We start from the raw sequence: 18,819 nt of genomic DNA on the forward strand, positions 1-18,819 counted from the left end.
CGGGATAGTAACTAATGACCTCGCTTTACTGGCACACCTGTGGAGAAGGGAAGAGTGATCTTGTGCTGCTGCACGGATGGGGACTGAACGCGGAGGTGTGGCAGAGCATCGTGCCGCGGCTCAGCCCGCATTTTCGTCTGCACCTGGTCGATCTGCCGGGCTATGGCCGCAGCACATCTGACGTCGCGCTTTCGCTGGCCGAGATGGCGCAACAGCTGCTGCCGCACTTGCCGCCGCGTGCGCTGCTGCTGGGCTGGTCGCTGGGCGGGCTGGTGGCGACCGAGCTGGCGCTGCGCGCGCCGCAACAGGTAGCGGGAGTGATCAGCGTCGCCTCTTCGCCCTGTTTTACCGCCAGCGAGGAGTGGCCGGGGATTAAGCCGGAAACGTTAGCGACCTTCCGTTCGCAGCTTAACAGCGACTTTCAGCGTACCGTCGAGCGTTTCCTGGCGCTGCAAACTCTGGGCACGGACAGCGCCCGTCAGGACGCGCGTCGGTTAAAAGAGGTGGTGCTGGCGCAGCCGATGCCGTCGGTGGCGGTGCTGGATGGCGGGCTGGCGATCCTGCGCGATGTCGATTTACGTGACCAGCTGCCGCGCATCGGGATGCCGTTTTTGCGTTTATATGGCGCGCTGGATGGGCTGGTGCCGCGTCGTATTGCCGCGCTGCTCGACGCCGCGCTGCCCGCTTCGCCTTCCGTGGTGATGGAGAAAGCCGCGCACGCGCCTTTTATTTCTCATCCGGAGGCCTTCTGCCAGCATATTCTTGATTTCAGTCAGAAGTGTGGTGGTTAAACCGGGCGCAAGACTGGAAATTTCCTCACCAGCTGTAATACTTTGTAAGTAGGCATGGCCGCTTAATGATGTGAATTGTCCAGGGAGAGGATAATGCCGTTCCATCTCGCCTGACGCAATCCGGCGTCTGCTTACATCTCACATAACGGAAATGAATGAGGGGTATTGTAATGAAGGTGATGAAATGGGTTGTGGCTTCAGTGGTAATGGGCGCAGTGTCGTTTTCGGCGCTTGCGGCTAAGGAAGTGACCAAAGAAGAAGTGAAGAAAATGAATCTGGAGAAGATCGGTACGGTAAATACCACGGCGGAAACCACTTCGCCAATGGACGCCAAACGCGAACTCTCCAAAATGGCTGATGAAAAAGGCGGCAAATACTACCGCGTGATCGCTGGCCGTGAACACGGCAAATTCAGCGCCACCGCGGATGTCTATAAGTAATCAGCTACGCAACCAGACAAACTGCCAGGCATCCAGCGTAAGCGGCTGGGTGCCATCAACTCTCTTCTCTGTTACCACATCCTGAAAAAGACGCGCCTCCGGCAGCATCGTCTCGACGGTTTTCCCGCTCAGATTAAACACGCACAGCAGGCCGCTATCCGTCTGCTGCGGCTCATGACGCCTCAGCACCAGCAGCGCATTATCGCTGTCATAGAGGGTCATCGGATTATCGGGATGAAAGGCGGCCTGGCGCGTGCGCAGCTGAATCAGCTGGCTGAGGCGGGTATAAATGGCGTGACGCAGTCCGCTGCTGTCCGCCAGCGCCGCCTCGATCGTTTTTAAGTCAAATTTTTGCCGGTTAATGGCGCGGTTATGGCCTGCGGCTTTGACGCCTTCATAGTCGTTACGCGAGCCGAGAATACTCTGGACATAGATGGCGGGCACGCCGGGGAACGACAGCAGAATAGCGTGCGCCAGCAGAAAGCGTCGCAGGCGCGTCTGGTCGTCGTCGTTCTGATGGTTGAGCGCGTCGAGATAGGTGACGTTAATCTCATAAGGGCTGGTGGTGCCATCCGGGTTGTTTTTATAGGAGACCAGCGCCCCTTCCAGCGCCAGATCGCGCACCAGCGCCACAATTTCCGTCTCAGAGAGAATGCCGCGCGCCGGGTTAAGCCCGATACCGTCGTGCGAGGCGAGAAAATTAAAGAAGGTCGTGCCGCCCTTGCCTGGCTCAAGCGCGCCGGCCCACTGACGCAGCGCGCGTCCTGAACCCGAATGGATAGCGTGTAGCACCAGCGGCGGCAGGGAAAACTGATAGACCATCTGCGCTTCGTCATGACCGTCGCCGAAGTAGCTGACGTTATCTTTATGCGGCACGTTGGTTTCGGTGATGATCACCGTGCCGGGCGCGACCGTATCGGCAATGGCGCGAAACAGCTTAACCAGCAGATGCGTTTTTTCCAGATGGATGCAGCGCGTGCCGGGCGTTTTCCACATATAGCCGACGGCGTCGAGACGCACGTAATCCGCCCCTTTTTGCAGGTAGTCGAGCAGCACTTCCACCATACGGATCAGCACTTCGGGATTGCCGAAGTTAAGATCGATCTGATCGGCGCTGAAGGTCGTCCAGATAAAGCGCATCTCGCCGTTCGCCATCTCGAAGGGCGTCAGCAGCGGCGAAGTGCGCGGCCGCGTCACGCCGCTGAGATCGGTGGCGGGCGGCATGCTGATAAAGAAATCGTCCCAGCCGGGATCGAGCGCCAGGTAGTGTTTAAACCAGGCGCTGTGCGCGGACATATGGTTGCAGACGAAGTCGAACATCAGGCGCGTTTCCTGATGCAGCCGGGCGACATCCGGCCAGTCGCCACACAGCGGGTTGACCTGATGGTAATCGATGACGGAAAAGCCGTCGTCGGACGAATAGGGGAAAAAGGGCAGCAGATGAACCAGAGGAAAGGTTGACTGCAAATGCTGCTGATAAAAGCGGGAAAAGCTTTGCAGCGTGGGGACATCCGCCTCGCGAAACTGATCCGCGTAGGTGATCAGCACGACATCCTGTTCGTCCCAGTGCGCTTTGCGCGGCAGCTTAGTCGCGTCGCGCGCGGCGGCGATATGGCGCAGCAGGCGCTCTCGCGCCGCCTGAGGAAAGGTGTCGGCATAGATTTTATCGAGCAGCGCTGTGATCGTTTCCATCGCGAATTGGGTGCCACGTCCCGGGTTGTTTTTTATGCAGGCGTGCTTTCAGCGTAGCGTCAAGAGAGGGATTTTCAACTTTACAGAGGAGGTTACGCGCGCCCGATCCAGAATAAGCCGGGCGCGCGCAGGGTTTAACGTTTTTTGCCGAAGGCCGCCGCCAGCGCATCGCCCATCGCGCTGTTGCCTGCAGGCTGGCTGTTCGGGCGCGGACGCGGCTTCGCGCCGCCAGCCGGACGCGCGTTGTCGCGCGGCGCGCTGCGACCGTTGCCGCTGCTGCGCGCATTGCTGTCGCCAGGCTGTTCATCCAGCCGCATCGTCAGCGCGATGCGCTTGCGCGGCAGATCGACGTCCAGCACTTTCACCTTCACGATATCGCCCGCTTTCACCACCTGATGCGGATCTTCCACAAACTTGTCCGACAGCGAAGAGATATGCACCAGGCCATCCTGATGTACGCCGATATCGACAAAAGCGCCAAAGTTAGTGACGTTGGTCACCGCGCCTTCCAGCACCATGCCCGGCAGCAGATCGTTAAGGGTTTCGACCCCTTCGGCGAACTGCGCGGTTTTAAACTCAGGACGCGGGTCGCGGCCCGGTTTTTCCAGCTCTTTAATAATGTCGGTAACGGTCGGCAGGCCGAAGCGCTCGTCGGTAAAGTCGACCGCCTTAACGTTGCGCAGGCTGGAGGGGTTGCCCATCAGGTCGTTCAGCGCCTGCTCGGTCGCCGCCAGGATACGCTCCACGACCGGATAGGCTTCCGGGTGCACCGTTGAGGCGTCGAGCGGGTTATCGCCATGGTTGATACGCAGGAAGCCCGCGCACTGTTCAAAGGCTTTCGGGCCGAGGCGGCTTACCTTAAGCAGCTGCTGGCGGTTCTGGAAACGGCCGTTCTCGTCGCGCCAGCTGACGATATTCTGCGCCATCATGCGCGTCAGTCCGGCGACGCGAGCCAGCAGCGGAACGGAGGCGGTATTGAGATCGACGCCGACCGCGTTCACGCAGTCTTCCACCACCGCGTCCAGCTTCTTCGCCAGCAGGCTCTGGCTGACGTCATGCTGATACTGGCCGACGCCGATCGATTTCGGATCGATTTTCACCAGCTCCGCCAGCGGATCCTGCAGGCGTCGCGCGATAGAGACCGCGCCGCGCAGCGAGACGTCGAGATTCGGGAACTCCAGCGCCGCCAGCTCAGAAGCGGAATAGACGGAGGCGCCTGCTTCGCTGACGATCACTTTTTGCGCGGTGATATGCGGATACTGTTTCTGCACGTCGAGGAAGAAACGCTCCGTCTCGCGCGAGGCGGTGCCGTTGCCGATCGCCACCAGCTCAACCTGATGTTTCGCGCAGAGCGCAGCCACCACGGTCGCGGCTTTGGCTGCCTGGCCGGTATGCGGATAAATGGTATCGGTAGCGACCAGCTTGCCGGTGGCGTCCACCACGGCGACTTTTACGCCGGTGCGCAGGCCGGGATCGAGACCCATGGTGGCGCGCATGCCCGCCGGTGCCGCCATCAGCAGATCGTGCAGGTTGCGGGCGAAGACATTAATCGCTTCGTCTTCGGCGCGCTCGCGCACCGTGCCCATTAGCTCCGTCTCCAGGTGCAGCATCACCTTGATGCGCCAGGTCCAGCTCACCACCGCCTTGCGCCAGCTGTCGGCCGGCGCGCCGTTGAGGCGCAGGTTGAGATGCTCGGCAATCAGCGTTTCGCCGTAGCTTTCGCGCGGCGGCTCGTCGAACTGCGGATCGGCGTTCAGCGACAGCTGCAGCACGCCCTCGTTACGACCGCGCAGCATCGCCAGTGCGCGGTGCGACGGCACGCTGTTCAGCGCTTCGTGATGATCGAAGTAGTCGCGGAATTTGGCCCCTTCCTGCTCTTTGCCTTCGACTACGCGCGACACCAGATGCGCGTTTTTCCACAGGTAGTCGCGCACCTTCGCCAGCAGCGTGGCGTCTTCGGCGAAGCGCTCCATCAGGATATAGCGCGCGCCGTCCAGCGCGGCGCGCACGTCGGCGACGCCTTTGTCGGCATCGACATACTGCGCCGCTAGCTGTTCAGGATCCTGCGACGCATCCTGCCACAGCGTTTCGGCCAGCGGTTGCAGACCCGCTTCAATCGCGATCTGACCGCGGGTGCGGCGTTTAGGCTTATAAGGCAGATAAAGGTCTTCGAGTTCGGTTTTACTGAGCGTGCCGTTAATAGCGCCGGCGAGTTCGTCAGTCAGTTTGCCCTGCTCGTTAATAGACTTCAGAATCGACTGGCGGCGCTCTTCCAGTTCGCGCAGGTAGCCGAGACGCGTCTCCAGCTGGCGCAGTTGGGTGTCGTCCAGACCGCCGGTCACCTCTTTACGATAGCGTGCGATAAACGGCACGGTGTTCCCTTCGTCCAGCAGACGCACGGCAGCTTCAACTTGCTCCGCACGCGCCTGCAGCTCACTGGCAATAATGTGGCTGAGATCTTTCATCATCGATTCTGTCTTGCTTACAGGGTTGAAAAACAGGGGACAGTTATACGGACTGAAAAGTGAAATTGCCAGCGATGAGGGCGGCTTTCAGCGATATTCTGAATCAGGCGTCCGGGTAGGTAATTTCGTTGACATACCAGAGCGCGGGGCCCAGCGGCGTCTCTACCGTCACGGCGTCGCCCGGCTCTTTTTTCAGCAGTGCGCGCGCCATCGGCGAGTCAATTGAAATGTAATCTTTCCGGCCGAAAATCTCGTCGTAGCCGACGATGCGAAAGCGTTTTACCTCGCCGTCGTCATTTTCTACTTCTACCCAGGCGCCAAAAAAGACTTTGCCATCCTGCTGCGGCGAATAGTCGACAATGCGCAGCGCCTCAAGGCTTTTTGTCAGATAACGTACGCGGCGATCGATTTCGCGCAGGCGTTTTTTGTTGTACTGGTAGTCAGCATTCTCGCTGCGATCGCCGAGGCTGGCGGCCCAGGTCACTTTTTTCGTGACTTCGGGGCGTTCTTCGCGCCAGAGATAGTCGAGTTCGGCTTTCAGCTTATTGAAGCCTTCACGGGTGATCAGTCGGGTTTTCATGCGTATCGACTCGGAAGCGTAAAAGCAGGCAGTGTAAAGCAAAGCAGGCGCGGCAAAAAAGAGTCGGGGAACAGGTTTTCAACGGTGAAAACCCTGTGTGTCGTTCCCCGGTGGCGAAAGGGGCAGGTACAAAAAGTTAAAACGGCTTAAATCGTTATTTTCCCGCCACGGTAGACGTGGTGGTAGAAGAAGAGGTGCTTTTGTCGCCGCCGCCTGCGGTCGCAAGCGCCACGCCGAGCAGCGCGGCGACAGCGCCGACGCCAATGGCGTTAGAGTTGCCCTGCGCGGTGGTCGAGGCCTGCGCACCGGCAGCTTCGCCAGCGGCGGTTGCCGCCAGAGCAGGATTCAAACTAAGGGTGGCCAGCGCACCCAGCACTAACAACGTTTTTTTCATTATTGCTATCCCTGTAGTGAAGCGAGTGAAAGCAGTGTGGTGCAATTCACAGCGGGCGGAAAGATAGCTTTACTAATTGATTTAAAGGACTTTATTTTTGAATGGCCTGAACCGTGGCGAAAATAGCGTTAATCCGAGAGAAGCATGCGGCAAGGCGCGCAGAGGATGGTATTTTATGCTGTCGCCCGACGAGGCCGCTGCGCATCGAGGTATGGAAAGAAGACGACGAATAGCGCTAAAGTCAAATTGAGGATTAACTGTTTGATCTGCAAGCCTCAATAAACGACGGTTTACTTTTACGGCCGCAAATATCGAGAAAAAGTGACCGACTTTCAGATTTGCCGTAACTGTTGTGATCGGAGCATAAATAGATGATTTCACATTTAGCGCAGCGAGAAAATTAAAGATAAGCTCCTGTTTAATATGCTTTGTAACAATTTCGACTAGAATATAAACCATTAATGGCTGTCACAGGCAGACAACTTTTTTTAACAATATCGTCTCAGGCAATGGCGCCTTTGGGAGTAGGAAATGCAAGAGAACTACAAAATTCTGGTCGTTGATGATGATATGCGTTTGCGTGCGCTGCTGGAGCGCTATCTCACCGAGCAGGGCTTTCAGGTGCGCAGCGTCGCCAACGCCGAGCAGATGGATCGTCTGCTGACCCGTGAATCTTTCCACCTGATGGTGCTGGATCTGATGCTGCCGGGCGAAGATGGCCTGTCGATTTGCCGTCGTCTGCGCAGTCAGAGCAACCCGATGCCGATCATTATGGTGACGGCGAAAGGCGAAGAGGTCGACCGTATCGTCGGGCTGGAGATCGGCGCGGATGACTACATTCCAAAACCGTTCAACCCGCGTGAACTGCTGGCGCGTATCCGCGCGGTGCTGCGTCGTCAGGCCAATGAGCTGCCGGGTGCGCCTTCGCAGGAAGAGGCGGTTATCGCTTTTGGCAAGTTCAAGCTGAATCTCGGCACGCGCGAAATGTTCCGCGAAGATGAACCGATGCCGCTCACCAGCGGCGAGTTCGCCGTACTGAAAGCGCTGGTCAGCCATCCGCGTGAACCGCTGTCGCGCGACAAGCTGATGAACCTGGCGCGCGGACGCGAATACAGCGCAATGGAGCGCTCCATCGACGTACAGATCTCGCGTCTGCGCCGTATGGTAGAAGAGGATCCGGCGCACCCGCGCTATATCCAGACGGTCTGGGGCCTGGGCTACGTTTTCGTTCCGGACGGTTCTAAAGCATGAGGCGACTGCGCTTCTCGCCTCGAAGCTCATTTGCCCGCACCCTGTTATTGATCGTTACCTTGCTGTTCGTCAGCCTGGTAACGACCTATCTGGTGGTGCTCAACTTCGCCATTCTTCCCAGCCTGCAGCAGTTCAACAAGGTGCTGGCGTATGAAGTGCGCATGTTGATGACTGACCGGCTGCAGCTGGAAGACGGCACGCAGCTGGAGGTGCCGCCCGCCTTTCGCCGCGAGATCTACCGTGAGCTGGGCATTTCGCTCTATACCAATGCGGCAGCCGAAGAGAGCGGGTTGCGCTGGGCGCAGCACTATGAATTCCTTAGCGAGCAGATGGGCCAGCAGCTTGGCGGCCCGACCGACGTGCGCGTCGAGGTCAATAAAAATTCGCCGGTGGTCTGGCTGAAAACCTGGCTGTCGCCTGACATCTGGGTGCGCGTGCCGCTGACGGAAATCCATCAGGGCGACTTCTCGCCGCTGTTCCGCTACACGCTGGCGATTATGCTGCTGGCGATTGGCGGCGCATGGCTGTTTATCCGCATCCAGAACCGACCGCTGGTGGACCTGGAGCATGCGGCACTACAGGTCGGTAAAGGCATTATTCCGCCGCCGCTGCGCGAGTATGGCGCGTCGGAGGTGCGTTCGGTGACGCGCGCCTTTAATCAGATGGCTGCCGGTGTTAAACAGCTGGCGGACGACCGTACGCTACTGATGGCAGGCGTCAGTCATGATCTGCGCACGCCGCTGACGCGTATTCGCCTCGCCACCGAAATGATGGGCGAAGAAGATGGATACCTCGCCGAATCGATCAATAAAGATATCGAAGAGTGCAACGCCATCATTGAGCAGTTCATCGATTATCTGCGCACCGGCCAGGAGATCCAGACTGAACGCGCCGATCTCAACGGCGTGCTGGGCGAAGTGGTCGCCGCCGAAAGCGGTTACGAGCGCGAGATTGAGAATGCCGTGATGCCGGAAGAGCTGATGCTGGATATCAACCCGCTGTCGATTAAGCGCGCAGTGGCGAACCTGGTGGTGAACGCGGCGCGTTACGGCAATGGCTGGATCAAGGTGAGCAGCGGCCGTGAACTGCATCGCGCCTGGTTTCAGGTCGAGGATGACGGTCCGGGCATCAAGCCAGAGCAGCTGGCGCATCTGTTACAGCCCTTTGTGCGCGGCGACAGCGCGCGCAGCACCAGCGGCACCGGTCTTGGGCTGGCGATTGTGCAGCGCATTATCGATGCGCATCAGGGGTCGCTGGAGATTGGCGAGAGCGAGCGCGGCGGGCTGCGGATTCGCGCCTGGCTGCCGCTGACGGAACAGTCTGCGCCGGGCAGTAACAGCACGACGCAGAGCTGAGCAGTAAGCGGGCGCGGCGATGGCCGCGCCCGAAGAGTTACAGCACCGGACCTGCTTTAACCAGCGCGGCGCCCGCCGCGTTATCGGTATATTTCTCGAAGTTAGTGATAAAGCGCTGCGCCAGATCGCGCGCCGCTTCCAGCCACTTCTCGTCACTCTCCCAGCTGCTACGCGGATCGAGCGTCGCGGCGTCGAGCTGACCCAGCGCTTTCGGCACCTGCAGGTTGAACACCGGCAGCGTCTCGGTTTCGGCATCATCCAGCTCGCCAGCCAAAATCGCGTTGATAATGGCGCGCGTATCCTTCAGCGAAATACGTTTGCCGCTGCCGTTCCAGCCGGTATTGACCAGATAAGCCTGCGCGCCTGCCGCCTGCATGCGCTTCACCAGCACTTCCGCATACTGGGTTGGGTGGAGCGTCAGGAACGCCGCGCCGAAACAGGCGGAGAAGGTAGGCGTCGGCGCGGTGACGCCGCGCTCGGTGCCAGCCAGCTTGGCGGTGAAGCCGGAAAGGAAGTGGTACTGCGTCTGCTCAGGAGTCAGGCGCGACACCGGCGGCAATACGCCGAAGGCGTCGGCGGTCAGGAAGATCACTTTCTTCGCGTGGCCCGCTTTCGAGACCGGACGCACGATATTGTCGATATGGTCGATAGGATAGGAGACGCGGGTGTTTTCCGTTTTGCTGTCGTCGTCATAATCGACGCTGCCATCTTCGCGCACCACGACGTTCTCCAGCAGCGCATTACGACGGATGGCGCGGTAGATTTCCGGCTCGGCCTGTTCGGAAAGCTTGATGGTCTTGGCGTAGCAGCCGCCTTCGAAGTTGAACACGCCGTCGTCATCCCAGCCATGCTCGTCGTCGCCGATCAGCTGACGTTCCGGATCGGTGGAGAGGGTGGTTTTGCCGGTGCCGGAGAGGCCGAAGAACACCGCCACGTCGCCCGCTTTGCCGACGTTAGCCGAGCAGTGCATAGAGGCGATGCCGCGCAGCGGCAGCAGGTAGTTCATCACCGCAAACAGCCCTTTCTTCATCTCGCCGCCGTACCAGGTGCCGCCGATCAGCTGCATCCCTTCGGTAAGGTTGAACGCCACGAAGTTTTCTGAGTGCAGCCCCTGCGCCTGCCAGTTGGGGTTAGTGCATTTCGCTCCGTTCAGCACCACGAAATCGGGTTTAAAGTCCGCCAGTTCGCTTTCGCTCGGCTGAATAAACATGTTTTTGACGAAGTGCGCCTGCCAGGCCACTTCGGTCACGAAGCGCACGCTGAGGCGCGAATCGGGGTTGGCACCGCAGAAGGCGTCGATAACGAACAGACGTTTACCGGAGAGCTGTTCGGTTACGCAGGCTTTCAGCTGCTGCCAGGTTTCCTGCGACAGCGGCTGGTTGTCGTTTTTGCCTGTTCCTTGATCGTTCCACCACAGCGTGTCGCGGGTGGTGTCATCACGGACGATATATTTATCCTTTGGCGAGCGGCCGGTAAAAATGCCGGTATCGACCGCCACTGCGCCGCTTTGCGTCAGGGTGCCGCGCGCATAACCTTCCAGCTCGGGACGGAGTTCTTCGGTAAACAGCGTATCGAAATCGGGGTTGTGGACCACTTCGGTGGTGCCCTCGATGCCCAAAGCGGCAAGATCTTGCGAGGTCAGGCCGGTAACGCGCATGTGACTGCTCCTTAAATCGTTTTGGTACTGCACAGGCGAATAATTATTGGTGTCGCGCCATCCTCTCCGCGTATTGCTGGGCGGATGCACGATCGCGCGCAGTGTACTCTTCTGAGCCTGTGGGAAAAGCGTTGTCCATCAGAAATGCGAACCAGGGCGCGTTAAGCAGCAAAAACAACCGCTTTTGAAAGTAAAGTTAGCGTGAAAAGCTTATTTTACTTTGTAAATTAAGGGGATATAGCGGGGAGGAAAAAGGGCGGCAAAGCCGCCCAGGGATAAATCAGTGGATGCTGTCGCTGTTTTCGCCTTCCGCGCCGCCTTTGCGGATCGCCGCGATATCGACCGCGTCGTAGACGTAGTGCGTGCCGCAGTAGTCGCAGTGCATATCGACCTGACCATCCTCTTCGATAATCTCGTCAACTTCATGCTGAGGCAGGGTTTTCAGCACTTCGCCGCAGCGCTCGCGCGAACAGGTGCACTTAAAGCTCACCGGCTGCGGATCGAAAACGGTCGCCTCTTCCTGATGATAGAGGCGCCACAGGACGTCGGTCGCCGGCAGATCGATCAGCTCTTCGCTCTTCACGGTTTCGGTCAGCGTCGCCAGGTGGTTGAAGTCTTCGGTCTGGGTATCCTGCGCCGGCAGGACCTGCAGCAGAATGCCCGCCGCCCCTTTTTCATTAGTACGAATAAACAGGCGGGTCGGCAGCTGCTCAGAACGCATGAAATAGTCTTCCAGGCAGGCGGCCAGCGTATCCCCTTCCAGGCCGACGACGCCCTGATAACGCTCGCCTTTCTCAGGCGAAATGGTGATCGCCAGATAACCGGTACCGACCATGCTTTTCAGGGTGCTGTCTGCCGGGATATCGCCCTTCACGCGCGCGACGCCGCGCAGTTCCTGGCGATTATTGCCGTTGATGACCGCCAGCGACAGCGGACCATCGCCCTGCAGCTGCACCGTGATGTCGCCGTCGAATTTCAGCGTGGCGGTCAACAGGCTGGTCGCTACCAGCAGTTCGCCCAGCAGCGTCTGCACCGGTGCCGGATAGTCATGGTTTTTGATGATTTCCTGCCAGGTGTGGCTGACATTCACCAGCTCGCCGCGCACGGCCACATTCTCAAACAGGTAACGATGCAGTTGATCTTGTACAGACATAAATTTTCTCTCGTTGGGGCTAAGCCTGGTCGTCGCCCGTTAATTTAAATTTCATCAAATCGCGGCGCTCTTTTTTATCGGGGCGGCGATCGGGATGCGGCATGGTGAGCGCGTTCATCTTGCGCGCCAGCGCCACCTTTTCCCGTTTCTCAATGCTGGCTGCGGTTTCGCTGTAGAGCTGCTGTGCCACTTCCGCCGGACCGCGCTTGTCGCTCAGCGCGGTGACGATCACGGTGCGCTCGTCGTTGCCCTGGCGCAGCGTCAGCTCCGCTTCCAGCTCAACCAGCTTGCTCGGCTTGCTGCGCTGACCGTTATAGTGGACTTTGCCGCCTTCGATCATCTCGCGTGCCAGCGAGCGCGTTTTGTAGAAGCGCGCCGCCCAGAGCCATTTGTCGAGGCGCACGCCTTCGCTGCTTTTCTCTTTCATTGCTGCTCCCGTTTACGCCAGCGCGCTGCACAGGGTGCGATAATCGCGGACCGCCGCGTGACGCTGGAAGACCTGATCGGGACGCCCGGAGTCGGGGTTGCTGACGCCTAAACACCAGCCGATGCCCCAGCTTTTCGCCGCGTCGAGAATGGTCTCGTTGTCATCAATAAACAGCGTTCGCGGACGATCAAATCCGGTATGCTGCTCCACCGCCTGCCACAAGCGCGGGTCCTCTTTCGGATACCCAAAGGTATGGGTGGAAAGTAATAAATCAAGGTGCGGCGCAAGGCCGGTCTGCGCCAGTTTGATATCCAGATTGTACGGATGGGCGTTGGTCAGCAGAATGGTGCGTTTTCCTGCCCGACGTAGCGCCTGCAAAAACGGCACGGTATCTTCCCGCATCGTCGCCAGGCTACGTTTGGCAAACGTCATGGCGCGAATATCCAGCGCCAGCTCTGCTGCCCAGTAGTCCAGACAATACCAGTTTAGCGTATGCGCCACCGCCTGGTACTTTCCGGCGATCAGCGACTCCGCTTCCGCAAGTGTAATGCCGCGCGTTTCGCTCAGGGTTAGCGGCACATGCTCCAGCCAAAAATGACGGTCAAACGCCAGGTCCAGCAGCGTGCCGTCCATATCCAGCAGTACGGTATCGATTTGCGCCCAGTTCAGCGTCATCAGGCAGGTTCTCCGGTCAAAAGAGGGCGACAGGGTAGCACAGAATGGGGCGGGAGAGGGCAGGGCGGCGCGGGGATAGCCGCAGCGCCGCTCGGGTTCTGATGCGTCAGAACATCGAGCGCACGCTCTGCATGGTCGTGAGATTGTGATTAAAGCACTTGTCGTAATATTGCTGGATATTCGCCATGCGCTGACGGTTGCGGTGGATGCGGCGCAGAGAGAGCAGCGCGTTAATCACCGCGCAGGCCAGCAATACCACCAGCAGCAGCGTTGTGCCGAGATAGCGCCACATCGCCATCGCATCCGGTTCGTTGTGCAGCGCGATATGACGCGTGCCGTTGGCGTCTACCGACAGGCTGGTGATAATGCCGCTGGCGCTGAATGAAGTATGCAGCAGCATGCCGGAGAGACGCTGCAGCTCGCGCCACTGCGACGGCGCGTCCAGATCGAACAGCGACACCGTAGGCTGCGGCTGATTAACCAGCTGGCGGCCCTCGTCGCTGACGATCAGGAATCCGCCCGGCGGCGGGCTGTTAAGGTTTTCGGCGGCGCGGCGCGTCTCGCGGAAAAAGAAGCTGGAGGTGGCGGTATTAACCAGGTTTTCCAGCGCTTCGGCGCTCACCGGGCGCAGCAGCACGTTCATGCCGTTCAGCTGGCCGGAGTCGGCGCGACGCACCAGCGTATCCCAGTCTTTGGCGTTGCCGAGATTCACCAGCGCGTTCTTCAGCCGCACGCAATCCTGCTGTTGGCTACAGAGATCCTGCGTTTTCAGCACCAGGTCGGCAAAGTCGTCCAGCAGGATCATGCCCGACTTTTGAATCGCCGACGCGAGCTGCGGGTTGAGTTTGGGATCGGTGTTAGTTTCCGGATGAAGCTGCCGCGTGGTGGCATCCAGCAGCGCCGAGGCTTTATCGATAATGTCGGACTGGGGCTGCGGCAACGGAGAGGCGTTGTTCCAGTAGACCGCCGAACAGTCAAACGGCATATAAGCGTAGCTGCGGTTACTCTGATAGTTATCGGGGACGGAACACATGCCGGTGCCGTTAACTTTTAAAATATCGCCAACGTGCAGCGACTGCGCCGCCAGCTTATCTACGTTGTTCACTTCCAGGCTCTCCGTGCCCTTTATCCAGGCCAGGCTGAGTTTGATCGGCATACTGAGCGGGATCCAGCTCACCAGCAGCGCCATTACCAGCAACGAGCCGCAGGCCAGCACTACGTTTTTGCGCCAGCGCTGGATAGGGAAGTTACGTACTTCGTCCTGAAGCGATAAAAAGCGGCCCTGACGCACCACATGGCGGTTCAGGTAGATTTCGACATCCGTTGTCTGCCCCAGATCGTGGGCGACATAGGGCAGCCAGTGCGGCGGGTAGGCGAGATCGATAATGCCCAGCGTGATGTTGCTCTGCTCCTGATTCGACTCGCCGAACAGGCCCCAGCGTTTGGGCGCGCCGCGCAGACAGTGAATATCGCGCATGCGCTTCTGGGCGGGAATATGGAACAGCGACCAGACACTGGCGCCGATCATGGCGCATCCCAGCAGCACCAGCCAGCCCATCAGAGCCGCGGGCACCAGCAGGCTGATGAAAAAGAGTAAAAAGGCGAAGGTAATAGTCACCGCTTCGCGCGTGCCGTCCGGGCGCGTCAGCTGATACTCTTCCAGCGTCTCTTTGCGCACCTGCAGCAGCTCGACGTTTTCACTCTCTTCTTTGCGTATGGAGGCGTTGGTCGAGCCTGGACGCACCAGCGCCGGCAGCGACGGCTGATCGCTGCCATAATTTACCAGCGAGTGGCCGTTAAGCGAGATCACCAGCGGAATCGTCTGGGTGCGGATCAGCTCAACGTAGTTCTCATCGGTAATATATTGTTCCCAGTGTGGCGGCAGATGCACTTCCACTTCGTCAAGATAGTAGCGCCACTTGTGCGGGTCGTCGGTTGAGAGGCCATAGCGAGTGATGGCGCGCGTAACGGGGTAGACGTTGTTGCTCTGGGCGGTAAGCGTCAGGTTGTCGAAAAGAGGATGTTTTTCACCGGGTACAGCGGGACGCGACTGCTTCGCAAGCGAGGCGACGTATTTTTCGACCGCACGACGTTCATCGTCGGTGAGTTTGCGGCAGGGCGGACTGATAAATGGCAGTGGTTTCGCCAACGGCGGACGATGCCGCATAGCGTACCAAAAGCCGATACCTGCCAAACCTGAGCAGACCAGCACTATGACCAGGACAAAAAGGATTGTGCTCATGGGTTGCTCAATTCAGCCAAAATCCTGCCTTCACGTTGGACTAATGCTCCCAGATAGAACTGTTATTTAAGACAATTTTGGCGGGAATAAACTATTCTGACAAGCTAAATGCCAGAGGAAATAACGCGCAAAATCATTAAATTAGAAGTTAATGCAGCATGCCTTGTCCGAATGTTAACCGTCAGAACCTGAATTAAACATCGGTCTTTTCTGAATTTTACCCTCTGACGTTGACTTATTGCAAAAGCGTTAACTGGCGCAACAACGCCCGTGAGCCCCTGATACGGCGCAGCGTCGGGCTGAGTGGCTAAACTCGCTGTCGCACAATCGCCTGTGGTCAGGTAAGCTAATTTTTTCCCGGCATCGCACGGCGTTGAAAGTCTGAGGCTGATATGAAGAATCCGTTAAAAAAACCCGACATTCTCAATGTGGAAACCGTGGCGCGTTCGCGGCTCTTCACCGTTGAGTCGGTCGATCTCGCTTTTAGCAACGGCGCGCGACGCGTGTATGAGCGAATGAAACCGTCCGAGCGCGAGGCGGTAATGATTGTCCCGATTATCGACGACCAGGTCGTGCTGATTCAGGAGTACGCGGTTGGACTGGAAACCTATGAGCTGGGTTTTCCCAAAGGATTGATCGATCCGGGCGAAACGGTGTTCGAAGCGGCCAACCGCGAGCTGAAAGAGGAAGTGGGCTTCGGCGCGGAGAAGCTGGAGTTTCTCAGCAAGCTGACGATGGCACCCTCTTACTTCTCCAGCAAGATGAATATCGTCGTGGCGGAAGGGCTCTATCCTGAACGGCTGGAGGGCGATGAGCCTGAGCCGCTGATTGAGCATCGCTGGCCGCTGGATAACCTGCTGGCGCTGCTGCAGGAGCCCGATTTCCGCGAGGCACGCAACGTCAGCGCGCTGTTCCTGGTGCGGGAATGGCTGGTGCGGCAGGGAAGGCTGCGCTACTAACGGTCAGGGTAGCGACTGAATAAGAAGACCGGCTTTTTTAGCCTTACAGAGAGCTGATAACGCTCACCCGCGCTGGCACACTGGCAGTAAACAAAAAAGGCCGACATCACTGTCGGCCTTTTTGCTGGGTTCACCCCTGTTTAGAACAGTTCGTGGCTCTCACCGTTATCCATAATGGTGGTGCCGACGTCATGCACTGAATATTCCGTTGGCTGGGTGCCGTTGATGAAATATTCCTGACGCGTATTGCCGCCGCCGTTAGCCAGCTTACCGGTGCTGCGGTCGATAGTGACCGTAACAATGCCGTCCGGCGGCGTCAGAGGCTGCTCCGGCACGCCGTCCAGCGCGCTCTTCATATAATCATCCCACGCGGGCTGCGCGCTTTTCGCGCCGCCTTCGTAACCGGAAATCTGGTTCGGAATCGCGCCTGAGAGCGTGCTGCGGCCTAAGTCGCGGCGCGCATCGTCAAAGCCAATCCATACCGAGGTCACTACGCCAGGGCCGTAACCCGAGAACCAGGCATCCTTCGAGCTGTTGGTGGTACCCGTTTTACCGCCAATATCGTTGCGTTTCAGGTCGCGCGACGCGCGCCAGCCGGTGCCCATCCAGCCCGGTTCGCCAAAGATATTGGAGTTAAGCGCGCTTTTGATCAGGAACGACAGCGGCGTGTTGATCACATGCGGCGCATACTGCTGTTCGCCCGGCTGCGACTGAGCGGGAACCTGCTCCAGCGCGGGCTGCGGCGCAGTCTGGTTCTGGCTTTGATCGGACGTCGCAACGTTCTCGACGCTCTCTTCGTTAAGCGCCAGCGCTTTACGCGTTTCGCCGTAAATCACCGGTAAATTGCACTGCGGGCAGGCGATGCGCGGTTTCGCTTCGAAAACCGTTCCGCCTTGCTCGTTCTCAATCTTGCTGATGAAGTAAGGATCGACCAGGAAGCCGCCGTTCGCCATTACCGAGTAGCCGCGAACCACCTGCATCGGCGTAAAAGAAGCCGCGCCCAGCGCCAGCGATTCGGTATGAACGATATTCTGCGCCGGGAAGCCGAAGCGCTGCAGATATTCCGCCGCGTAATCGACACCCATCGCGCGCATGGCGCGCACCATCACAACGTTTTTCGACTGACCTAACCCCTGACGCAGACGAATCGGGCCATCATAGGTGGGCGGCGAGTTTTTCGGTCGCCAGTCGGCACCCGCGCCGGCATCCCAGCGCGAAATCGGTACGTCGTTCAGAATGGAAGCGAGCGTCAGGCCGCGGTCCATCGCTGCGGTATAGAGGAACGGCTTGATATTGGAGCCGACCTGACGCAGCGCCTGGGTGGCGCGGTTGAACATGCTTTGATTGAAGTCGAATCCGCCGACCAGCGCGCGTACCGCGCCGGTTTGCGGATCGAGCGACACCAGCGCGGAGTTGACGTCCGGCACCTGCGCCAGCCACCAGTTGTTATCGACTTTACGCACCCAAATCTGCTGGCCCGGCTGTACGACCTGGGTCACGCTCCGCGGCGTCGGACCTTGTACGGTATCGGACTTGAACGCGCGCGCCCAGCGCACGCCAGCAAGGCCCAGCGAGACGCTGGTGCCATCTTTCAGCATCGCGGTCGCTTCGTCGCTGCTGGCCTGTGTTACCACGGCAGGCAACAGCGGGCCGTAAACCGGCAGCGGCTTCAGCGCTTTCAGGATCTGCTCCTGGCTCCAGGCGGGTTCGCCTACTTTCCAGAACACGCTGGTCGGCCCACGGTAGCCGTGACGCATATCATAGGCCAGCACGTTATTGCGCACCGCCTCCTGCGCCGCCTGCTGCAGGCGACGGGTCACAGTGGTATAGACCTTATAACCGTCGTTGTAAGCGCCGTCGCCGTAGCGTTTCACCATCTCCTGACGCACCATCTCGCTCAGATAGGGCGAAGAAAAGGCGATTTCCGGTCCGTGATAGCTCGCTTCAAGCGGCGTATTGCGCGCTTCATCGTACTGCTGCTGGGTGATATAGCGCTGATCCAGCATACGCGAGAGCACCACATTGCGACGCGCCAGCGCGCGGCTGTGGGAGTAGAGCGGGTTAAAGGTCGAAGGCGCCTTCGGCAGGCCCGCAATCATCGCCATTTCGCTCAGCGAAAGCTGGTCCACCGGTTTGCCGAAATAGACCTGCGCAGCAGCGCCGACGCCATAGGCGCGGTAGCCGAGGTAGATCTTGTTCAGATAGAGCTCAAGGATCTCATCTTTATTCAGCAGCTGCTCAATGCGGATGGCGAGAAACGCCTCCTTGATTTTACGCATCAGCGTGCGTTCCGGGCTGAGGAAGAAGTTACGCGCCAGCTGCTGCGTAATGGTGCTCGCGCCCTGCGACGCGTGGCCGGACATCAGCGCGATGCTGGCCGCACGGAAAATACCGACCGGATCTACGCCGTGATGCTCATAGAAACGGCTGTCTTCCGTTGCGATAAACGCTTTGATCAGCTCTGGCGGCATCTGCTGCAGCGTCAGCGGAATACGGCGTTTTTCTCCGTACTGGGCGATCAGCTCGCCATCCGCGCTGTACACCTGCATGGGCGTCTGCAGGCGCACATCTTTCAGCGTGTTAACGTCGGGCAGCTGCGGCTCTATATATTTGTACAGACCATAAATCGAGCCAGCTCCCAGCAAGATGCAACACACTGCAAGGATTAATAAATACTTTACGAACTTCACCTGGAGTTTCCCATCTGTTGTCGTTTGAGCAGTTTATAAACAACCGCG

15 protein-coding genes are annotated in these 18,819 nt (G+C 58.7%); 5 read left to right on the forward strand and 10 right to left on the reverse strand.

Annotated elements, in window-relative coordinates:
• Positions 1-14 precede the first annotated feature (14 nt).
• Both bioH and D7S44_RS18240 read left to right on the forward strand, forming a co-directional pair.
• Positions 15-791 carry a pimeloyl-ACP methyl ester esterase BioH gene (gene bioH, locus D7S44_RS18235; RefSeq protein WP_120457253.1) on the forward strand — a complete coding sequence of 259 codons (777 nt, stop codon included), beginning with the start codon at positions 15-17 and terminating at the stop codon, positions 789-791.
• A gap of 170 nt (positions 792-961) precedes the next feature.
• Complete coding sequence (locus tag D7S44_RS18240) at positions 962-1,231, forward strand: YdgH/BhsA/McbA-like domain containing protein (RefSeq protein ID WP_120457255.1); 270 nt, start codon at positions 962-964, stop codon at positions 1,229-1,231.
• Here D7S44_RS18240 and D7S44_RS18245 read toward each other — a convergent pair whose 3' ends face one another.
• The 4 genes from D7S44_RS18245 to yjbE form a co-directional block, all read right to left on the reverse strand.
• The gene (locus D7S44_RS18245) at positions 1,232-2,923 is read right to left on the reverse strand and encodes an alpha-amylase family glycosyl hydrolase (protein WP_120457257.1); all 1,692 of its coding nucleotides are present in this window, start codon (positions 2,921-2,923) and stop codon (positions 1,232-1,234) included.
• A 134-nt stretch (positions 2,924-3,057) separates the two neighbouring features.
• Positions 3,058-5,391 (reverse strand): Tex family protein, encoded by a 2,334-nt coding sequence (locus D7S44_RS18250; RefSeq protein ID WP_120457259.1) that lies wholly within the window; start codon positions 5,389-5,391, stop codon positions 3,058-3,060.
• Positions 5,392-5,491: 100 nt separating this feature from the next.
• A complete protein-coding gene (greB, locus tag D7S44_RS18255; RefSeq protein WP_120457261.1) occupies positions 5,492-5,968 on the reverse strand; it encodes a transcription elongation factor GreB in 477 nt (158 codons plus the stop codon).
• A 154-nt stretch (positions 5,969-6,122) separates the two neighbouring features.
• The gene (gene yjbE, locus D7S44_RS18260; protein WP_120457263.1) at positions 6,123-6,362 is read right to left on the reverse strand and encodes an exopolysaccharide production protein YjbE; all 240 of its coding nucleotides are present in this window, start codon (positions 6,360-6,362) and stop codon (positions 6,123-6,125) included.
• Between the two features lie 531 nt (positions 6,363-6,893).
• On the opposite strand from yjbE, the gene ompR reads away from it, so the two are divergent.
• Both ompR and envZ read left to right on the forward strand, forming a co-directional pair.
• Positions 6,894-7,613, forward strand: coding sequence for an osmolarity response regulator transcription factor OmpR (gene ompR / locus D7S44_RS18265; RefSeq protein ID WP_001157751.1), 720 nt, complete (start codon positions 6,894-6,896; stop codon positions 7,611-7,613).
• On the forward strand, positions 7,610-8,968 hold the full coding sequence (envZ, locus tag D7S44_RS18270; RefSeq protein WP_120457265.1) for a two-component system sensor histidine kinase EnvZ: 1,359 nt from the start codon (positions 7,610-7,612) through the stop codon (positions 8,966-8,968). The genes ompR and envZ overlap by 4 nt, the downstream gene beginning before the upstream one ends.
• Before the next feature lie 37 nt (positions 8,969-9,005).
• Here envZ and pckA read toward each other — a convergent pair whose 3' ends face one another.
• The 5 genes from pckA to D7S44_RS18295 form a co-directional block, all read right to left on the reverse strand.
• Positions 9,006-10,625 carry a phosphoenolpyruvate carboxykinase (ATP) gene (gene pckA, locus D7S44_RS18275; protein WP_120457267.1) on the reverse strand — a complete coding sequence of 540 codons (1,620 nt, stop codon included), beginning with the start codon at positions 10,623-10,625 and terminating at the stop codon, positions 9,006-9,008.
• A 280-nt stretch (positions 10,626-10,905) separates the two neighbouring features.
• Positions 10,906-11,778: an Hsp33 family molecular chaperone HslO gene (hslO, locus tag D7S44_RS18280; protein ID WP_120457268.1), complete on the reverse strand. Its 873-nt coding sequence runs from the start codon at positions 11,776-11,778 to the stop codon at positions 10,906-10,908.
• Positions 11,779-11,797: 19 nt separating this feature from the next.
• Positions 11,798-12,205 carry a ribosome-associated heat shock protein Hsp15 gene (hslR, locus tag D7S44_RS18285; protein ID WP_120457270.1) on the reverse strand — a complete coding sequence of 136 codons (408 nt, stop codon included), beginning with the start codon at positions 12,203-12,205 and terminating at the stop codon, positions 11,798-11,800.
• Positions 12,206-12,217: 12 nt separating this feature from the next.
• Complete coding sequence (gene yrfG, locus D7S44_RS18290) at positions 12,218-12,880, reverse strand: GMP/IMP nucleotidase (RefSeq protein ID WP_120457272.1); 663 nt, start codon at positions 12,878-12,880, stop codon at positions 12,218-12,220.
• A 106-nt stretch (positions 12,881-12,986) separates the two neighbouring features.
• Positions 12,987-15,122: an intracellular growth attenuator family protein gene (locus D7S44_RS18295; protein WP_120457275.1), complete on the reverse strand. Its 2,136-nt coding sequence runs from the start codon at positions 15,120-15,122 to the stop codon at positions 12,987-12,989.
• A 392-nt stretch (positions 15,123-15,514) separates the two neighbouring features.
• On the opposite strand from D7S44_RS18295, the gene nudE reads away from it, so the two are divergent.
• Positions 15,515-16,081, forward strand: coding sequence for an ADP compounds hydrolase NudE (gene nudE, locus D7S44_RS18300; protein WP_120457277.1), 567 nt, complete (start codon positions 15,515-15,517; stop codon positions 16,079-16,081).
• Between the two features lie 140 nt (positions 16,082-16,221).
• Here the strand turns inward: nudE and mrcA are convergent, their stop codons facing one another.
• Complete coding sequence (gene mrcA / locus D7S44_RS18305; protein ID WP_120457279.1) at positions 16,222-18,771, reverse strand: peptidoglycan glycosyltransferase/peptidoglycan DD-transpeptidase MrcA; 2,550 nt, start codon at positions 18,769-18,771, stop codon at positions 16,222-16,224.
• Positions 18,772-18,819: the final 48 nt, after the last annotated feature.

It is taken from the genome of Pantoea piersonii, from assembly GCF_003612015.1.
Lineage (GTDB): Bacteria > Pseudomonadota > Gammaproteobacteria > Enterobacterales > Enterobacteriaceae > Pantoea > Pantoea piersonii.

Bases quoted from the DNA above. Each gene is read 5' to 3' on its own strand.
- bioH (WP_120457253.1), top strand. From the start codon at position 15: ATGACCTCGCTTTACTGGCACACCTGTGGAGAAGGGAAGAGTGATCTT.
- D7S44_RS18240 (WP_120457255.1), top strand. From the start codon at position 962: ATGAAGGTGATGAAATGGGTTGTGGCTTCAGTGGTAATGGGCGCAGTG.
- D7S44_RS18245 (WP_120457257.1), bottom strand. From the start codon at position 2,923: ATGGAAACGATCACAGCGCTGCTCGATAAAATCTATGCCGACACCTTT.
- D7S44_RS18250 (WP_120457259.1), bottom strand. From the start codon at position 5,391: ATGATGAAAGATCTCAGCCACATTATTGCCAGTGAGCTGCAGGCGCGT.
- greB (WP_120457261.1), bottom strand. From the start codon at position 5,968: ATGAAAACCCGACTGATCACCCGTGAAGGCTTCAATAAGCTGAAAGCC.
- yjbE (WP_120457263.1), bottom strand. From the start codon at position 6,362: ATGAAAAAAACGTTGTTAGTGCTGGGTGCGCTGGCCACCCTTAGTTTG.
- ompR (WP_001157751.1), top strand. From the start codon at position 6,894: ATGCAAGAGAACTACAAAATTCTGGTCGTTGATGATGATATGCGTTTG.
- envZ (WP_120457265.1), top strand. From the start codon at position 7,610: ATGAGGCGACTGCGCTTCTCGCCTCGAAGCTCATTTGCCCGCACCCTG.
- pckA (WP_120457267.1), bottom strand. From the start codon at position 10,625: ATGCGCGTTACCGGCCTGACCTCGCAAGATCTTGCCGCTTTGGGCATC.
- hslO (WP_120457268.1), bottom strand. From the start codon at position 11,778: ATGTCTGTACAAGATCAACTGCATCGTTACCTGTTTGAGAATGTGGCC.
- hslR (WP_120457270.1), bottom strand. From the start codon at position 12,205: ATGAAAGAGAAAAGCAGCGAAGGCGTGCGCCTCGACAAATGGCTCTGG.
- yrfG (WP_120457272.1), bottom strand. From the start codon at position 12,880: ATGACGCTGAACTGGGCGCAAATCGATACCGTACTGCTGGATATGGAC.
- D7S44_RS18295 (WP_120457275.1), bottom strand. From the start codon at position 15,122: ATGAGCACAATCCTTTTTGTCCTGGTCATAGTGCTGGTCTGCTCAGGT.
- nudE (WP_120457277.1), top strand. From the start codon at position 15,515: ATGAAGAATCCGTTAAAAAAACCCGACATTCTCAATGTGGAAACCGTG.